This window comes from Pseudotamlana agarivorans, from assembly GCF_018860245.1.
Taxonomy (GTDB): domain Bacteria; phylum Bacteroidota; class Bacteroidia; order Flavobacteriales; family Flavobacteriaceae; genus Pseudotamlana; species Pseudotamlana agarivorans_A.
The window spans coordinates 51,964-67,477 of sequence record NZ_JAHKPD010000004.1; the positions used below are offsets into that span (position 1 = coordinate 51,964).

A 15,514-nucleotide genomic window follows, 5' to 3' on the forward strand; every position below is an offset into this window, starting at 1 on the left:
ATAAGTCATACCAACTTTTTTAATAGGAATCTTTTTAGGGTATTATTCACCCAATAATTCTTGCATTTTTTCACGCATTAAATCTTCATCTTGTAGCGCTTCCATACCGAAATAAGACACCATCCAAGCCATAAACGCAATAAAGAGTATACCTAAAACAACACCAATAATGGCTAGTATTTTACCAACTTTCACATTTTGATAACCGGAATACATATCGGGATTTTCAGCATAGATTTTAGAGGCTTTACTCGCTAATATGATGGCGACTATTCCAAGAATAATACTTATAAAGCCGTAGCAGCAGAAAAATGGAATTGATAATATTCCAAATATTAAGATTAATGTTGAGTTTGGTAATTTTTTTTGTTCCATAATAAATTAATTATTTAGTGATAAAGGTTTTTATGATAAAGCTGGTAACAATAATAAAACCATTAAGTATAGCTAAGGTGGTTATTATCTTGTTTCCGTATTTAAAGTTTGTTTTGGCATGAATTGCAATTACCCCAAAAAGTAGAATAAGTGTATAAATGGCAGGATACATTTTAAAGGCTGCTATAAAATCACCATCTAAAATAAAGGCTATAGCTCTTTGTATACCACAACCAAGGCATTCGAAACCTAAATACTTTTTATTTAAACAAGGGAGCATGTATTCTTTCATTAAAATTTTTTCTAGCCAAACGAATGGCTAAAATAGTAAAAGATCCTTAATGATTAGTTGAATATGAATTCAACAATTTCTAAGATCATTTTTCTAATTTAAACAATAACCAGGTTCATGAATTCTATAAATAAATCGATAAAATAAAAAACAATCCTAAATTTTCCCGTAATTTGCTTTTGGATTAATCTTCAAAAATCATGAAATATTTAAACTATATTTTAATAGTTATAGGTGCTTTTATAGCTATGTATGCCAAAACCAATGCCAATCAAAACCAATATATATTAATTGGAGGTATTGTGGTACTCATGATTGGTATTTACAGGGTGGCTAAAACAGTACCTAGTAAAAGGGAGCGAGAAGATATTGAAAATAATAACGACGATGCCGTATGAGTTTTAAATTAGGTGATTTTGTATTAGTTCTCGATGAAGATTTATCTGGTACAATTGTTAGTATAAAAGCTGAGACCATTTCTATTGAAACGGAAGATGGTTTTATGCTGGATTTCCAAAGTTACGAGTTGGTCAAAAATGATAAAGAGGAAACTTTAAAAGGGTTGTTTTCTAAATCAAGCCTAAGTACGGTAATTTCAGAAAAGGAACAACCTAAGCGTAAACAACAAGTTAACAAGCGAGCAAAAGATAGGTATGAGCCTACAATGGAAGTAGATTTACATATTCATCACTTAGTGAAATCAGCTAGAGGGATGAGTAATTTTGATATGCTTACACTACAACTTGATACCGCAAGACATAAATTAGATTTTGCCATTTCAAAACGTATTCAGAAAATAGTATTCATTCACGGGGTTGGTGAGGGCGTACTTAAAACCGAACTGGAGTATCTTTTTGGACGTTATAATAATGTAAAATATTACGATGCCAATTACCAAAAATATGGTCTTGGAGCTACCGAGGTTTATATATTTCAAAATGTAACTTCAACTTAATTAAAGATTGGTGACGCGATAATGACTTTGGTTAATTCGCTGTTTTCTAATTCTCCAAAATCGACTTCATCTGCCGATAAAATTTCTATGTCTATATTTCTTAAAATTGTAGTCACTTTATAATATTGCGTATAAATATGTCCTCTATAGGCTGTTGCAGGTACCAGTGTTGCCACTTGAGGATTTAAATAATCTGCGATACCAGGATAGGTTTCATCATTTGCAGGGTTTTCATCTTGAGAATCATTTTCTTCATCTCTGGTTTTAACACCATCACCATCATCATCTGCATCTAAATAATCGGGGATACCATCGTTATCGGTATCTTGAGCGTCACTTAAATCGCCGTCACCATTAGGGTCGGGATTTTCATCTATGGTTAAAATATTATCACCATCATCATCAGAATCAATATAGTTGGGAATACCATCACCATCGGTATCATCATCTGTTAAATCACCATTTCCATTGATATCCTCTAATATGGATGGAATACCATCATCATCTGCTTCGGTTAAAACCGTTTTAACATCGGCAAATCCACTTGTACTTTGAATATCTTTAGTAATCGATACTGCCGAACTAGGCACATCATTACAAAACAAATCGCTTGGTAGCGACTCATTACTATAAGTTCTATAATTAAATGGGTTCGTAGTACTGATGCTATATGAGTTTTCAAAAATACCATCAGCATCAACGGTTAGTATATCATTCAATGTTACACCTGTTAATTTTAAAGAAAGTGATTCTGAAGGGGCGTCCTTAGTTTTGTAAAATACTAAATTATTAATACCACAACTACTATAGGTGTCTTCGAAATCCAATTCAATGGTAATGATGTCACCATCGTCACAAGACATGTTGAATAATAAACTCAATGAAATTAAGGTAAAAAACAGATTACGCATGGCATTTTATTTTAAGCAAAAATAATGGAATTGTAAATTATAACACATCATATTGATAATAATTTTATTTCAAGTACTTTTGGTGTTTCAACAGAATTAAGGGAAGCAAATGCAACAGGTTTATTTTGATAATGCAGCAACAACACCTATGCGTGATGAAGTTATTGATGCTATTTCCGAAGTTATGAAAAACAATTTTGGTAACCCCTCGTCGTCTCATAGTTTTGGGCGATCCTCCAAAAGTTTAGTAGAAAAATCGCGAAAAAGTATTGCGCAACATTTAAATGTGGCGGCTAGTGAAATTATTTTCACATCTGGCGGAACCGAAGCAGATAACTTTGTGTTACATAGTGCTATTAACAATTTGAGTGTAAGGCATATTATTACATCGAAAATAGAACACCATGCCGTTTTGCATCCTGTTGAAAAGCTTGAAAAGGATAGTAGAATTAGGGTGAGTTATGTTGATCTAGACGCTAAAGGAAATATTGATTTCAAGCACTTAGAAAGTTTGCTGCAAACAGATACTAAAACCTTAGTGAGTTTAATGCATATTAATAATGAAATTGGGAATATCTTAGATTTAAAGCGTGTTTCTAACTTGTGTCAAGCAAATAATGCTTTATTTCATACTGATGCGGTTCAATCTGTGGGGCATTATTATATAGATTTGCAAACAATTCCAATAGATTTTATTTCAGCATCGGCACATAAATTTCATGGACCAAAAGGTATAGGCTTTGTTTTTATTAAGAAAAACTCCGGACTTAAACCAATAATTATTGGAGGAGAGCAGGAGCGTGGACTGAGAGCTGGGACTGAGAATGTACCCAGTATTGTGGGTATGGAAACCGCCTTGAATATCGCTTTTAAAAATCTAGAAGAAGAAATTGAATATTTAAAAGAATTAAAACAGTATTTTATTCAAAAATGTATTGCTCAAATTCCTAATATTGCTTTTAATGGAAACTCAGTTGATTTTGAATTAAGTAGTCATACGCTAATAAATTTACGATTACCATTAGACGAAGATAAAGCCGCGATGATTTTATTCCATTTGGATTTAAAAGGTGTTGCATGCTCTAGAGGTAGTGCTTGTCAAAGCGGAAGCTCCAAAAAATCTCATGTCTTATCTGAAATTCTTAAGGACAAAGATTTACAAAAACCATCACTTCGTTTTTCATTTAGTATTTTCAATACAAAAGAAGAAGTAGATTATGTGATAAACGTTTTAAAAGGGATGGTGATAAACTAAAACTTCATGGTTGTTCTAACATTAAACACACGAGGCGTTAAATAATTGGGAATGGCGATTTGACGTTTGTTACGTACATCTCGAACCCATGTGTTTGTAATGGAGTTTTGAACATCGAAAATATTAAAGATTTCTATACCAAAGGATAATTCTTTAAATGGTTTTCTCCATCCTTTATCGAATTGCTTGTTTCTATCGGTAACCACATATTGTACACCCAAATCTGCACGTTTATAATCTGGTAAACGTGATTGGTATACATATGGGTCTGCATAACTAGGCGAGCCACCAGGCACTCCAGTATTATATACCAGGTTAAGGTACATTTTTAAACTGGGTACATTTGGTACATAATCTTGAAATAAAGCCGCAAACTTTAAGCGTTGGTCGGTTGGTCTTGGAATATAACCTCTATTGTCTATATTTTCTTCCGTTTTTAAATATCCAAAGCTAAACCACGATTCTGTTCCTGGTACGAATTCACCATTTAAACGCATATCTAAGCCATAAGCATAGGCTTCTGCACTATTATTTGCACGGTATCTTATCCGTACATTTTCTAAAGTGTAAGGGTTAACATCGGTTAGTTTTTTATAGTAAACTTCGGAAGTTAATTTAAAAGGACGGTCCCACATTTTAAAACTATAATCATTTCCTAAAACTAAATGAATTGATTTTTGAGCCTTAACATCCGGTTGAATAATACCATTCTTATCACGAAGTTCTCTGTAAAATGGCGGCTGATAATATAAACCTGTTGCGACTCTAAAAAGCATGTCTTTTTCCCAGTTTGGTTTAATGGTAAACTGGGCACGCGGACTAAATACGGTTTGGTTATTAGTAGATATGCCTTCACCACTAACTGTCCAATTTTGCATACGTATACCAGCATTATACCAAACTTCGTTGGATCCTATTTCGCTGCGCTTACTCCATTGGGCATAGGCTTGGATTCTGTTAATTTGCGTGTGATTGGTTGCTCTTACATTCGTATATGGTTCCAATGGTCCAGTATATGGCTCGTAAGGTTGCTCATTTGCTGGTTTAGTAATTGGTCGAACCGAAAATCCAGCAGAATCAATAACTTCCCATTCTACTAAACGATCTCGAATATCTTCATTCGTATATTTTAGAGACCATTCGATACGGTTTTCTTCGATTTTAAAATTTCCTTTATGTTCAATGTTTGTTATAAGGGCATCTAAATCGTTTCTTCCGTGGGTAAGTTGTCCACCAATTCCTTCACTATATTCAACTTCACCTAAATTTTCATCACCAATGTTCGCATTTACCTCTCCTAATCGATATTGTGCCAAAATATCAAAATGTTCTTGCTCTTGTGTATTGTACATCGAAGCAATTAAGTGTAAGGTTAAATCGTCATTCGCAAAATATGTTCCCTTAAAAGCACCAAATAAAGTTTGGTACTGGTCTTTTTCTTGTCCGTCATAATACACCAATAAAGCCATAGGGTCTGTTAGTGTACCAAAGTTAGTTTGTCGTGTTTTTGGTTCGTAATTGTACTTATTTAAAGAAGCATTCCCTAAGAAGCTTAAATGAAATTTATTAGAAAATTTATAAGTAAAATAACCTTGAATATCACCAAAGGCAGGCTTAAAATTGGTTTCGGTTTCTTTCGCATTAACAAGCAAACTATTATCTCGGTAACGTGCCCCAACAATAGCTGAAAATTTGGAGTCTTTACTCATGTTTTCAATAGAAACACTAGCTCCAAGTAAGCTTACATCGGCGTTCGCTTCAAATTGAAAAGGGGTTTTATAAGTGATGTCTAACACAGAAGAAAGTTTGTCTCCATATTTTGCTTGAAAACCTCCAGCTGAAAAATCAACGTTCTTAACCATATTTGTATTTACAAAACTAAGCCCTTCCTGCTGCCCCGATCGTATTAAAAACGGACGATAAACCTCAATATCATTTACATATACCAGGTTTTCGTCATAGTTTCCACCTCTTACAGAATACTGGGTACTTAATTCATTGTTGTTACTTACTCCAGGAAGCGTTAGAAGTAAATTTTCTACACCAGCATTTGCTCCTGGAATTTTTCTAATTGCTTCAGGGTTTAATGTTACAATACCTTGTACCTCCTTACGCTGTCCACTATTAATAACGACCGTTGCAATCTGTTCAATGGAAGAATTCATTATAGGGTTAAACTCGAAATTCTCCCCGTTTTTTAAATTAAAAGTAGTTTGAATGGTTTTATAAGAAAGATGAGTAAAACCTATAGAAACATCCTGATTTGCTGGGATAGTTAAGGTGTAGAATCCATTAGCATTGGTTTCAGTTCCGTTTGTATTGTGTTTAATACTTACCTTTTCAACAGGTAAATTGTTTTCATCTAGAATAACACCTTTTATCGTTGCAGTTTGGGCAAAACCAACTGTAATAATGATGAAAAATATGGAAGTGGTTAGTAAAAGTTTAGTTCTCAAAGGAATGTTGGTTTATTTTCGGTAAAATAACGCTTCAAAAGTAGAATTATTTCCCACATTATCGGTTACAATAAGCTTTAAATTATTTTTAGTTTCAGAAATCACAGCATCACTAAAATCATAGGTTAGGGTTTTAGTTTTATAGTCGTACTCCATTAATATCCACTCACCATTCATTGTGGCTCTGTAATTTGAAATGCCAGATTCTTTATCGTCAATTTTAATTTTTAAATAATTATAGTTGCTTATCCATTGTTCATTTTTAAAATTAGAACCATAGATTTTTGGAGTAATTGTGTCAAAAGCTAAAGTATATAGCCCAAGTGTTTTTGAGCTTCCTATAAGTAAATTATCTTTTCGTTTTGTTGAAGTATAACTAGGATATTTATGACGACCTACAAGTTGTGCAATGTATAACTTGTTTTGGTCTGCTTTAGTATAATGGCTCACATCGAAGGTTATATTAAAATTCTTCTTTGTGGCCTTAATATCTTCATGAAGTTTAACGGTATCGTTTTTAACCTCAAAATCTAAATAGAAATCTTCATAAAATGTATCCTTATAAAAATCAACAGAAATACGACCTTCTTTTAAGTTGGTAGTTTGATTATTATGTATGTAGTAAGGCGTGATTTTTTCTGTTTCAGCCATCGAAGTACTGTCTTTTTCTCCATTAATATGGATGGTAACCCAAGAAGAATTGCTTTCAAAATCTGAAACACGAATTTTATAAACCACACTAGTCTTATCTAGAACTTCTATCATACCGTTATTTATAATTGGCTTTATAATGCTTAACGGATTATTAATTTTGAATAATTTTTGAATGCGCTTTTTTGAGGATGTATATTTCTCGTAATCTATAAGTTGATTAATGTGCTTTGTTTCACTGAAAGAAAAGCGTTTAAAATCAAGCTCATAGTTTTTACTTCCATTTACAAAGGACTCAATATTATATACGCCATTGGAATTAGGAGCCAAATCGAGTCGGTCTATTGTTTCAATTCCAAAACCAATATTCCCTATAGCATTAATGGTTTTGGTTGTATAGTCACCACCTTTTAATGGAGCCAACGAGAGCTTTTGTTTATGGTTTGAACTGTTAACAAACGAATTGTCATCCAAGGGGTAAACATAAATAGATTTTACAACCGGGTTTGTACTGTCCTTACTATCAATTCCAAAAAGCATAGGATTCATTGGGCGTTCTTCTTTATCGCGTATCTCAAAATGTAAATGCGGCCCACCAGACCCCCCTGAATTTCCGCTATAAGCGATAAGAGCTCCTTTTTTAACATCGATATCGCTGGCATTAGGAAAAAGTTCTATTTCATAAGATTCCTTTTCATATTGCATTTTTTTAACATAAGCTTCAATTTCTGGAGCAAATTTTAGTAAATGACCATATACGGTTGTGTAGCCGTTAGGGTGGGTGATGTATAGGGCTTTTCCGTAGCCCCAATGAGAAATTTTTATGCGACTTATAAAGCCATCGGCCGAGGCGAGAACATTTAAACCTGTGTGACCTTGGGTTTTTATGTCCATTCCAGAGTGAAAATGATTTGAGCGTAACTCAGCAAAAGTACCCGATAAAACTATTGGTACCTCAAGAGGACTGTCAAAATAATCTTGTGGATAATTATTTTGAGCATTACAGAATAAAGAAAAAATAAATAGGACTAAAGTTATTATTCGCATAGAGAAAGTATTACGGCTAAAATATCAATCACAGCATTAAAAAGCAAAGAATAAAACAAAAATCAAGTCACTGTTTACATAGCATAACGTAAAATGGCTTTTTGAAATTTTATTAGAAAACAATTGTTATTTATGCGTAGGAAGCTTAACTTTGTGAGATAAGTATTGAAAATTGTAAATGAGTAATATTGAAGATATTGTAGATTCGTTAGAAAGCAAGATTGGTAAATTATTACAAAAAATGGAGCTTTTGAAGCTTGCTAATTCGAAATTATCAGAAGAATTAGAGGATTCGAAAAAAGAAATTTCAACTCAAAAAACAGAAATTGTTAACTGGGAAGAAAAATATGAAGCCCTAAAAATGGCAAATTCAATTCTTGGTAGTGACGATAATAAAAGAGAAACAAAGCTTAAAATAAATGCATTAATTCGAGATATAGACCATTGTATTGCTCAACTCTCCGATTAAAGCTAGATAAATTCAATGTCAGAAAAGCTTAAAATAAAGCTATCTATAGCTAATCGTGTATACCCCTTAACTATTGAAGCAAGTCAAGAGGAAGGTTTACGAAAAGCAGCTAAAAACATTGAAACTATGATAAAACAATTTGAGCAAAGTTATTCTGTTCGAGATAAGCAAGATGTATTGGCCATGTGCGCCTTACAATTTGCTGCTCAAGTTGAACAGAAATCTATAGATAAAGCAAATGTGTCTGAACATGTGGAAGAAAAGCTTATAGCTTTAAATACCTTGTTGAATTCGCATTTATAGTCTCTAAAACGTTCTTTAAATAAACTAAAAGTTACTGCCTACATTGGTTATTTATTTTTGATAAACTCAACGTTAATTCTTTAAAAAGGGTGAGTTTAAGTTGTAAAAGCATGCTGTTGTATTAATTTATTTTAATATTGAACAGACCCTTGATCAGCTTGTTAACCCTAAACTTGTTTTTAAGGAGTTTATACAAAATCTTATACTGGTGTAGGCTTTTTTTATATATGAAAATCAACTAACTCAACGATGGATAACTCAATTATATTTGCAGTAGGTGGTGTCATTTTAGGCCTGGTAATAGGTTTTATAATAGCAAAGACACTAGAAAAAAATAATGCTTCAAAACTTGTTAAAGAAGCGAAAAAAAGTGCCACTTTAATACTTAAAGAAGCAAAAAGTGAAGGTGAAAGTCTTAAAAAAGATAAAATACTTCAGGCTAAAGAAAAGTTTATAGAACTTAAGTCTGAGCATGAAAAAGTGATTTTAACGCGTGATAAGAAAATGGCTGATGCCGAAAAGCGTACTCGTGACAAAGAATCTCAGGTTTCAAGTGAGCTGTCAAAATCTAAAAAACTTAATGATACGCTTGAAAGTAAAATAAAAAATTACAACCACAGACTTGACGTGGTTGAAAAGAAGCAAGAAGAAGTAGATCGATTACATAAAAGTCAAGTACAACAACTTGAGGTAATTTCTAGTCTTTCTGCTGAAGAAGCTAAAGAGCAGTTGGTAGAGTCTTTAAAAGGTGAAGCCAAAAATGATGCTATGGCATACATTCAAAGTTCTTTAGAGGAAGCTAAGTTAACAGCCGAACAAGACGCTAAGAAAGTTATTATTAATACCATTCAACGAATTGGTACAGAGGAGGCCGTTGATAATTGTGTGTCTGTATTTAATATAGAATCAGACGATGTGAAAGGGCGTATAATTGGTCGTGAAGGTCGAAATATTAGAGCCATTGAAGCGGCAACTGGTGTTGAGATTATTGTAGATGATACGCCAGAAGCGATTATTTTATCGTGTTTCGATTCTGTTAGAAGAGAAGTTGCACGTTTATCCTTACATAAATTGGTTACCGACGGAAGAATTCACCCGGCACGTATTGAAGAAGTTGTTAAGAAAACTCAGAAGCAAATCGAGCAGGAAATTATTGAAGTAGGTAAGCGTACTGTTATCGATTTAGGGATCCATAACCTGCATCCAGAGCTTATTAAAATGGTAGGAAGAATGAAATACCGTTCTTCTTATGGTCAAAACCTATTACAGCACTCGCGTGAAGTAGCTAAATTATGTGGCGTGATGGCTGCGGAATTAGGTTTGAACCCAAAACTAGCTAAACGAGCAGGATTATTACATGATATTGGAAAAGTGCCAGATGCTGAAGCAGACATGGAAACACCTCACGCTATTTTAGGTATGCAGTGGGCTGAGAAGTTTAATGAGAAAGACGATGTATGTAATGCGATTGGAGCGCACCATGATGAAATCGAAATGAAATCCTTATTAGCACCAATTATACAAGTTTGTGATGCTATATCAGGAGCAAGACCAGGAGCAAGACGTCAAGTTTTAGATAGTTATATTCAACGTTTAAAAGACTTAGAGGAAATTGCATTTGGTTTTTCAGGTGTTAAAAAAGCATATGCAATCCAAGCTGGTAGAGAATTAAGAGTTATTGTTGAAAGTGAAAAAGTTGACGATCAAAAAGCTTCTGAATTATCATTTAGTATTTCTCAAAAAGTTCAAACGGATATGACCTATCCAGGACAAGTGAAGGTAACGGTAATTCGTGAAACAAGAGCCGTGAATATCGCGAAGTAATAAAATACTAAATGCCTTCGCAGGAAAGCATCTCATCAAAATAAAGTAGAAGGTCTAGCGAATTGCTGGACTTTTTGTTTTATAGGAATTTTTGTAGACATAGGTTTCACCGATTGCTTACGTCACCCTGAACTCGTTTTTGGGGGACATAAAGAGACTCATATCTATTCTAATGAGGTTCCGTAAGTTTAGTGTTAAAGTATTTTACCAAAATTAAAATTTTCAGCAAATTAACCATTAACCATTAACCAACAACCAATAACTATTTCCTAGGGTGATACTTCTCTACAACTTCAGTGAGATGACTTCTATCGAGGTGTACATAAATTTCAGTTGTTGTAATGCTTTCATGTCCCAACATGAGTTGAATAGACCTTAAATCGGCATCGTTTTGTAATAAGTGAGTGGCAAAAGAGTGTCTAAAAGTATGAGGTGATACATTTTTTTTCAAACCTATTTTTTTAACGAGTTGCTTAATAATGGTAAATACCATAGCTCTAGTTAATTGTTTTCCGCGTCGGTTCAAAAAAAGAGTGTCTTCAAAACCCGCCTGAATATTAAGGTGATTTCTTATTTCGGTTCTATAGATGTTAATGTATTTTTGAGTAACATCAACGATAGGTACAAAACGTTGTTTATCTCCCTTTCCTGTAACTTTTATAAAACCTTCATCAAAAAATAGATCTGATAGCTTTAAATTAATAAGTTCACTAACACGTAAACCACATCCGTAAAGGGTTTCAAGCATAGCTCTATTACGTTCACCTTCAGATTTACTCAAATCGATAGCACTAATAATGGTGTCTATTTCTTCCTCAGATAAAGTATCGGGAAGTTTTCTGCCTATTTTCGGACTTTCAATAAGTTCTAAAGGGTTAGATTGTATGTAATCTTCAAAAATTAAATAGCTAAAAAAACTGCGGAGACCAGAAATTAAGCGAGATTGTGATCGTTCATTGATGTGTTTTGCAGCGTCATATATGAATTGTTGTATAACTTCAGTAGTTGTAGTGAGAGGTGAAGTTGAAAAGCCGTTTTTCTCTAAAAAAACTATCAATTTTTTCACATCTAATACATAGTTGTTTATTGAGTTGAGTGATAAACCCCGTTCAATTTTTAAATACAATTGATAATCTTTAAGTGCTTGTTCCCATGTCATGTGGTAAATTTAACTAAAATAGGTTTATGAGAATAAATTCATATAGATTACTATTTTTTGTTTTGTATATAGTTGATTATAAGCGCTCTAATTTGATTTTGTTTGTAAAATTGTTAATAAGTTGACATTAGGGTAAATGTTATTATTCATAAATGTATTACTTTAATAGGGTAAACTATTAAAATTAATTCATTATGAAAAAATTATTAATTACAGCAGTGATTGCTTTATTCACTTTTGGAGCAATGAATGCTCAAACTTTTAAAATAGGAGGTTCATTAGGGATTCCTGTAGGTGATGCCTCCGATTTTTATTCCGTAGCTGTAGGAGCAGATGCGTATTTTTATTTTACAGATATTGATGACCTTATTTCTATTGGTGGTACGGCTGGATTTAGAAACTTTTTTGGAAAGGAATATGATACGGTTCTTGGTACATTTCAAAGTGAAGATTCTTTGTTTTTACCAGTAGCTGGAGCAGCAAGAATTAAATTATTCGGAATGATATCTGGTGGTATTGATTTAGGCTACGCTATTCCTCTTTCTGATTTTTTAGATGGAGGCTTATACTTTAAACCAGTTGTATCAGTTGACTTAGCTAATAGAATAGAACTTTTCGTATCTTATGAAAGTATTTCTGATTATATAAATTATGGCATTTTAAATTGTGGTATTTTATTCCAGTTCTAGAAATGTAAACAAATATAAGTATATAGAAAACCGAAGTACATGTGCTTCGGTTTTTTTATGCCCTAAATTTACTGGTTTCTGATACATTCGTTTATTTGAAGGTATAAGACAAGCCATTTAATAATTGGTATTGTGTTGTTGGAATGTCTTTAGCAGGGTTAGAATCTAAATTTAATATATAAGAGATATTAAAATCAAGATTTTTAAGGATTTTAATAGAGGCTCTTCCCATAAGGTCGAATCTATAATCTTTTATATATGTGATTTCAGGCTGGTAAAAAGTCGCTAGTTTAAAAGAAATATTTTCTTTGAAATCATAAACTGCAGATAAGTAAAGGCCTAGCCTAAAATCATGATGGTTTATGGTAGGTAAGTCACCATCATGGTCATCGTCGTCGTTGTTGTCATCTTCATGTTCGTAAACGTACATCAAATACGATCCAAAGGAGTACATGAATTTTTTGCTCTCAACAAACTGAAAACGAGCACCAGAACCAACCATGATTCTATTATCAATTTTAGTGACTTGATTGGTGTAATTTTGAACGAAGCTTTCTAAAAATAAATGTTTACGGGCTTGGTAATCATATTTAAGTAAAAGTGAATTATTATTGATATCGTCTTCATGATCTACCCGTTTTATATGAATATGCGACGTTAAAGTAAGTAAATGCTTGTGTTTTCTATATTCGACATAAGCATAATTATTAAAACTAAAATTTGTTTTTGTGTTTTTAACAAGGGAGATGTTGATATCAATGCCACCTGAAAAGCCTATCGTGTCTTTTGCTATTACAAAATTTTCAATATTAAAAATTTGAGCATACCCCCAACTGCTTATAGTGAATACGACTATATAAAGGATACATTTCATTAATATAAACTTACTTTTTTGATGGTGATTAGTGTTTTTAATTTAATTGAAGTTAAAAATCTTATATAAATATACGACCCCCAGATTATTTTGAACTAAAAAATACTGTAAAAATGAAAATTTTAAAAATGAAAAACTGTAGTAGGACTAGTCTTTTATTATAGTTTAACTTTTGTATTTTTACCATCAATTTAAGTGAAATATATGAAAAAAATAATTATTATAAATGGGCCAAATCTTAATTTATTAGGTAAAAGAGAGCCTGAGATATATGGAAGCCAGACTTTTACGGCCTATTTGGAGACACTTAAATCCAAATATACACATGTGGATCTGAGTTATTATCAGTCTAATGTAGAAGGCGAACTTATTAATAAGCTTCATGAAGTTGGGTTTAGTTATGATGGTGTGATTTTGAATGCTGGGGCTTATACACACACTTCCGTTGCTATTGGTGATGCCATTAAAGGCATTGAGACTCCTGTGGTAGAAGTGCATATTTCGAATACATTTAGTAGAGAAGAATTTAGACACCAATCCTATATCTCACCAAATGCTAAAGGGGTGATTTTAGGTTTTGGAATGCAGAGCTATGAATTGGCGATTCAGAGTATATAAGCCAAAAGCCCCACCTAGCCTCCCCAGGCGGGGAGGGACTCTTACTCATACGCTTTAATGCCCAGTAGATATACTTTTCATTATTTTTTGAGAAAATAAAGCATAAAAAAATGCGATTCAATTTTGAATCGCATTTTTTAATATATAAACCCGTCCGAGTTAAAGTTTCTCCCCTCTTGGGGAGGCTAGGAGGGCTTCTTTTATAAGTGAATCACTTCATCATAAGCATCAGCAACAGCTTCCATAACCGCTTCACTCATCGTTGGGTGAGGATGGATTGTTTTTAATACTTCATGACCAGTAGTTTCTAATTTTCTACCTAATACAGCTTCAGCAATCATATCGGTAACTCCAGCACCAATCATGTGGCAACCTAACCATTCACCATATTTAGCATCGAAAATTACTTTAACAAAACCTTCTTTAGTTCCAGCAGCTGTCGCTTTTCCAGAAGCAGAGAAAGGGAATTTTCCAACTTTAATATCGTAACCTTCTTCAAGGGCTTTAGCTTCGGTTAAACCAACTGATGCAATTTCAGGAGATGCGTAAGTACACCCAGGAACGTTTCCGTAATCGATAGCTTCTGTATGTAATCCTGCTAATTTCTCAACACAAGTAATTCCTTCAGCAGAAGCAACGTGAGCTAAGGCTTGACCTGGAACCACATCACCAATGGCATAATAACCAGGGATGTTTGTTTGGTAGAAATCGTTAACTAAGATTTTATCCCTATCAACAACAATTCCAACATCTTCTAAACCTATGTTTTCAATGTTAGATTTGATACCTACAGCAGATAATAAAATATCAGCTTCCAGAGTTTCTTCTCCTTTTTTAGTTTTTACTTTAGCAACAACACCTTCTCCAGAAGTGTCAACAGATTCTACAGAAGAATTTGTCATTACATTAATTCCAGATTTCTTTAAAGAGCTAGCAAATGCTTTAGAAACATCGATATCTTCAACAGGTACAACGTTTGGCATAAATTCAACAATAGTTACTTCCGTACCCATAGAATTATAGAAATGTGCAAATTCTACACCAATTGCTCCAGAACCAACAACAATCATTTTCTTTGGTTGTTTTGGTAAAGACATGGCTTGACGGTATCCAATTACTTTTTTACCGTCTTGTGGTAAACTTGGTAATTCACGAGAACGTGCGCCTGTTGCAATAATTATATTATCTGCACTATATTCTGTTACTGTTCCGTCTTCGGCAGTTACATCTACTTTCTTTCCAGTTTTAATTTTCCCAAAACCTTTAATGATATCGATTTTGTTTTTCTTCATTAAAAACTGAACACCTTTACTCATGCCTTCAGCTACACCGCGACTACGTTTAATAACAGCATCAAAATCTTTATCGATCGCTTCTGCTTTCAATCCGTATTCATCAACGTGTTTTAAATAGTCATAAACTTGAGCACTTTTTAATAAAGCTTTTGTAGGAATACAGCCCCAGTTTAGACAAATTCCTCCAAGGTTTTCTTTTTCTACAATCGCGACTTTAAAGCCAAGTTGCGATGCTCTAATTCCTGTTACATATCCTCCAGGACCACTTCCAATAATGATGATGTCGTATTTACTCATGTGTTAATTTTTAGGATACGAATTTACGAAATCGAAACCGAATA

16 protein-coding genes and 1 other RNA gene are annotated in these 15,514 nt (G+C 33.3%); 9 read left to right on the forward strand and 8 right to left on the reverse strand.

Going from position 1 to position 15,514, the window contains the following annotated elements:
• Positions 1-42 precede the first annotated feature (42 nt).
• Complete coding sequence (locus tag KO493_RS00875) at positions 43-375, reverse strand: CCC motif membrane protein (protein WP_216066073.1); 333 nt, start codon at positions 373-375, stop codon at positions 43-45.
• A gap of 10 nt (positions 376-385) precedes the next feature.
• On the reverse strand, positions 386-667 hold the full coding sequence (locus tag KO493_RS00880; RefSeq protein ID WP_216066074.1) for a DUF2752 domain-containing protein: 282 nt from the start codon (positions 665-667) through the stop codon (positions 386-388).
• 200 nt (positions 668-867) lie between these two features.
• Between KO493_RS00880 and KO493_RS00885 the strand changes: the two genes are divergently transcribed.
• Both KO493_RS00885 and KO493_RS00890 read left to right on the forward strand, forming a co-directional pair.
• On the forward strand, positions 868-1,065 hold the full coding sequence (locus KO493_RS00885) for a hypothetical protein (RefSeq protein ID WP_216066075.1): 198 nt from the start codon (positions 868-870) through the stop codon (positions 1,063-1,065).
• Positions 1,062-1,622, forward strand: a complete 561-nt coding sequence (locus KO493_RS00890) for a Smr/MutS family protein (RefSeq protein WP_216066076.1) — start codon at positions 1,062-1,064, stop codon at positions 1,620-1,622. The genes KO493_RS00885 and KO493_RS00890 overlap by 4 nt, the downstream gene beginning before the upstream one ends.
• Here KO493_RS00890 and KO493_RS00895 read toward each other — a convergent pair.
• Positions 1,619-2,533 carry a hypothetical protein gene (locus tag KO493_RS00895; protein WP_216066077.1) on the reverse strand — a complete coding sequence of 305 codons (915 nt, stop codon included), beginning with the start codon at positions 2,531-2,533 and terminating at the stop codon, positions 1,619-1,621. The genes KO493_RS00890 and KO493_RS00895 overlap by 4 nt on opposite strands.
• A 109-nt stretch (positions 2,534-2,642) precedes the next feature.
• On the opposite strand from KO493_RS00895, the gene KO493_RS00900 reads away from it, so the two are divergent.
• Entirely contained in the window at positions 2,643-3,788 is a 1,146-nt protein-coding gene (locus tag KO493_RS00900; RefSeq protein WP_216066078.1) for a cysteine desulfurase family protein, read from the forward strand.
• On the opposite strand, the gene KO493_RS00905 is transcribed toward KO493_RS00900, so the two are convergent.
• Together KO493_RS00905 and KO493_RS00910 are read right to left on the reverse strand one after the other, a co-directional pair.
• On the reverse strand, positions 3,785-6,244 hold the full coding sequence (locus KO493_RS00905; RefSeq protein ID WP_252723124.1) for a TonB-dependent receptor: 2,460 nt from the start codon (positions 6,242-6,244) through the stop codon (positions 3,785-3,787). The genes KO493_RS00900 and KO493_RS00905 overlap by 4 nt on opposite strands.
• A 12-nt stretch (positions 6,245-6,256) precedes the next feature.
• On the reverse strand, positions 6,257-7,942 hold the full coding sequence (locus KO493_RS00910; RefSeq protein WP_216066079.1) for a M23 family metallopeptidase: 1,686 nt from the start codon (positions 7,940-7,942) through the stop codon (positions 6,257-6,259).
• Between the two features lie 178 nt (positions 7,943-8,120).
• Here KO493_RS00910 and KO493_RS00915 point away from each other — a divergent pair, with 178 nt between their 5' ends.
• The 4 genes from KO493_RS00915 to rny all read left to right on the forward strand — a co-directional run bounded on the left by KO493_RS00915 (position 8,121) and on the right by rny (position 10,538).
• Complete coding sequence (locus KO493_RS00915; protein WP_216066080.1) at positions 8,121-8,411, forward strand: hypothetical protein; 291 nt, start codon at positions 8,121-8,123, stop codon at positions 8,409-8,411.
• A 15-nt stretch (positions 8,412-8,426) separates the two neighbouring features.
• A complete protein-coding gene (locus KO493_RS00920) occupies positions 8,427-8,714 on the forward strand; it encodes a cell division protein ZapA (RefSeq protein WP_216066081.1) in 288 nt (95 codons plus the stop codon).
• Between the two features lie 64 nt (positions 8,715-8,778).
• Positions 8,779-8,904: non-coding RNA, 6S RNA (gene ssrS, locus KO493_RS00925), on the forward strand.
• A 59-nt stretch (positions 8,905-8,963) separates the two neighbouring features.
• Positions 8,964-10,538, forward strand: coding sequence for a ribonuclease Y (gene rny, locus KO493_RS00930; RefSeq protein ID WP_216066082.1), 1,575 nt, complete (start codon positions 8,964-8,966; stop codon positions 10,536-10,538).
• Positions 10,539-10,800: 262 nt separating this feature from the next.
• On the opposite strand, the gene KO493_RS00935 is transcribed toward rny, so the two are convergent.
• Positions 10,801-11,697, reverse strand: a complete 897-nt coding sequence (locus tag KO493_RS00935; RefSeq protein ID WP_216066083.1) for a site-specific tyrosine recombinase — start codon at positions 11,695-11,697, stop codon at positions 10,801-10,803.
• Positions 11,698-11,891: 194 nt separating this feature from the next.
• Between KO493_RS00935 and KO493_RS00940 the strand changes: the two genes are divergently transcribed.
• Entirely contained in the window at positions 11,892-12,386 is a 495-nt protein-coding gene (locus KO493_RS00940; protein ID WP_216066084.1) for a hypothetical protein, read from the forward strand.
• A gap of 91 nt (positions 12,387-12,477) precedes the next feature.
• Here KO493_RS00940 and KO493_RS00945 read toward each other — a convergent pair whose 3' ends face one another.
• Entirely contained in the window at positions 12,478-13,260 is a 783-nt protein-coding gene (locus tag KO493_RS00945) for a DUF481 domain-containing protein (protein ID WP_216066085.1), read from the reverse strand.
• 204 nt (positions 13,261-13,464) lie between these two features.
• Here KO493_RS00945 and aroQ point away from each other — a divergent pair, with 204 nt between their 5' ends.
• A complete protein-coding gene (gene aroQ / locus KO493_RS00950) occupies positions 13,465-13,878 on the forward strand; it encodes a type II 3-dehydroquinate dehydratase (RefSeq protein ID WP_216066086.1) in 414 nt (137 codons plus the stop codon).
• Between the two features lie 200 nt (positions 13,879-14,078).
• On the opposite strand, the gene lpdA is transcribed toward aroQ, so the two are convergent.
• Entirely contained in the window at positions 14,079-15,470 is a 1,392-nt protein-coding gene (lpdA, locus tag KO493_RS00955; protein WP_216066087.1) for a dihydrolipoyl dehydrogenase, read from the reverse strand.
• Between the last annotated feature and the right edge of the window lie 44 nt (positions 15,471-15,514).

Bases quoted from the DNA above. Each gene is read 5' to 3' on its own strand.
- KO493_RS00875 (WP_216066073.1), bottom strand. From the start codon at position 375: ATGGAACAAAAAAAATTACCAAACTCAACATTAATCTTAATATTTGGA.
- KO493_RS00880 (WP_216066074.1), bottom strand. From the start codon at position 667: ATGAAAGAATACATGCTCCCTTGTTTAAATAAAAAGTATTTAGGTTTC.
- KO493_RS00885 (WP_216066075.1), top strand. From the start codon at position 868: ATGAAATATTTAAACTATATTTTAATAGTTATAGGTGCTTTTATAGCT.
- KO493_RS00890 (WP_216066076.1), top strand. From the start codon at position 1,062: ATGAGTTTTAAATTAGGTGATTTTGTATTAGTTCTCGATGAAGATTTA.
- KO493_RS00895 (WP_216066077.1), bottom strand. From the start codon at position 2,533: ATGCGTAATCTGTTTTTTACCTTAATTTCATTGAGTTTATTATTCAAC.
- KO493_RS00900 (WP_216066078.1), top strand. From the start codon at position 2,643: ATGCAACAGGTTTATTTTGATAATGCAGCAACAACACCTATGCGTGAT.
- KO493_RS00910 (WP_216066079.1), bottom strand. From the start codon at position 7,942: ATGCGAATAATAACTTTAGTCCTATTTATTTTTTCTTTATTCTGTAAT.
- KO493_RS00915 (WP_216066080.1), top strand. From the start codon at position 8,121: ATGAGTAATATTGAAGATATTGTAGATTCGTTAGAAAGCAAGATTGGT.
- KO493_RS00920 (WP_216066081.1), top strand. From the start codon at position 8,427: ATGTCAGAAAAGCTTAAAATAAAGCTATCTATAGCTAATCGTGTATAC.
- rny (WP_216066082.1), top strand. From the start codon at position 8,964: ATGGATAACTCAATTATATTTGCAGTAGGTGGTGTCATTTTAGGCCTG.
- KO493_RS00935 (WP_216066083.1), bottom strand. From the start codon at position 11,697: ATGACATGGGAACAAGCACTTAAAGATTATCAATTGTATTTAAAAATT.
- KO493_RS00940 (WP_216066084.1), top strand. From the start codon at position 11,892: ATGAAAAAATTATTAATTACAGCAGTGATTGCTTTATTCACTTTTGGA.
- KO493_RS00945 (WP_216066085.1), bottom strand. From the start codon at position 13,260: ATGAAATGTATCCTTTATATAGTCGTATTCACTATAAGCAGTTGGGGG.
- aroQ (WP_216066086.1), top strand. From the start codon at position 13,465: ATGAAAAAAATAATTATTATAAATGGGCCAAATCTTAATTTATTAGGT.
- lpdA (WP_216066087.1), bottom strand. From the start codon at position 15,470: ATGAGTAAATACGACATCATCATTATTGGAAGTGGTCCTGGAGGATAT.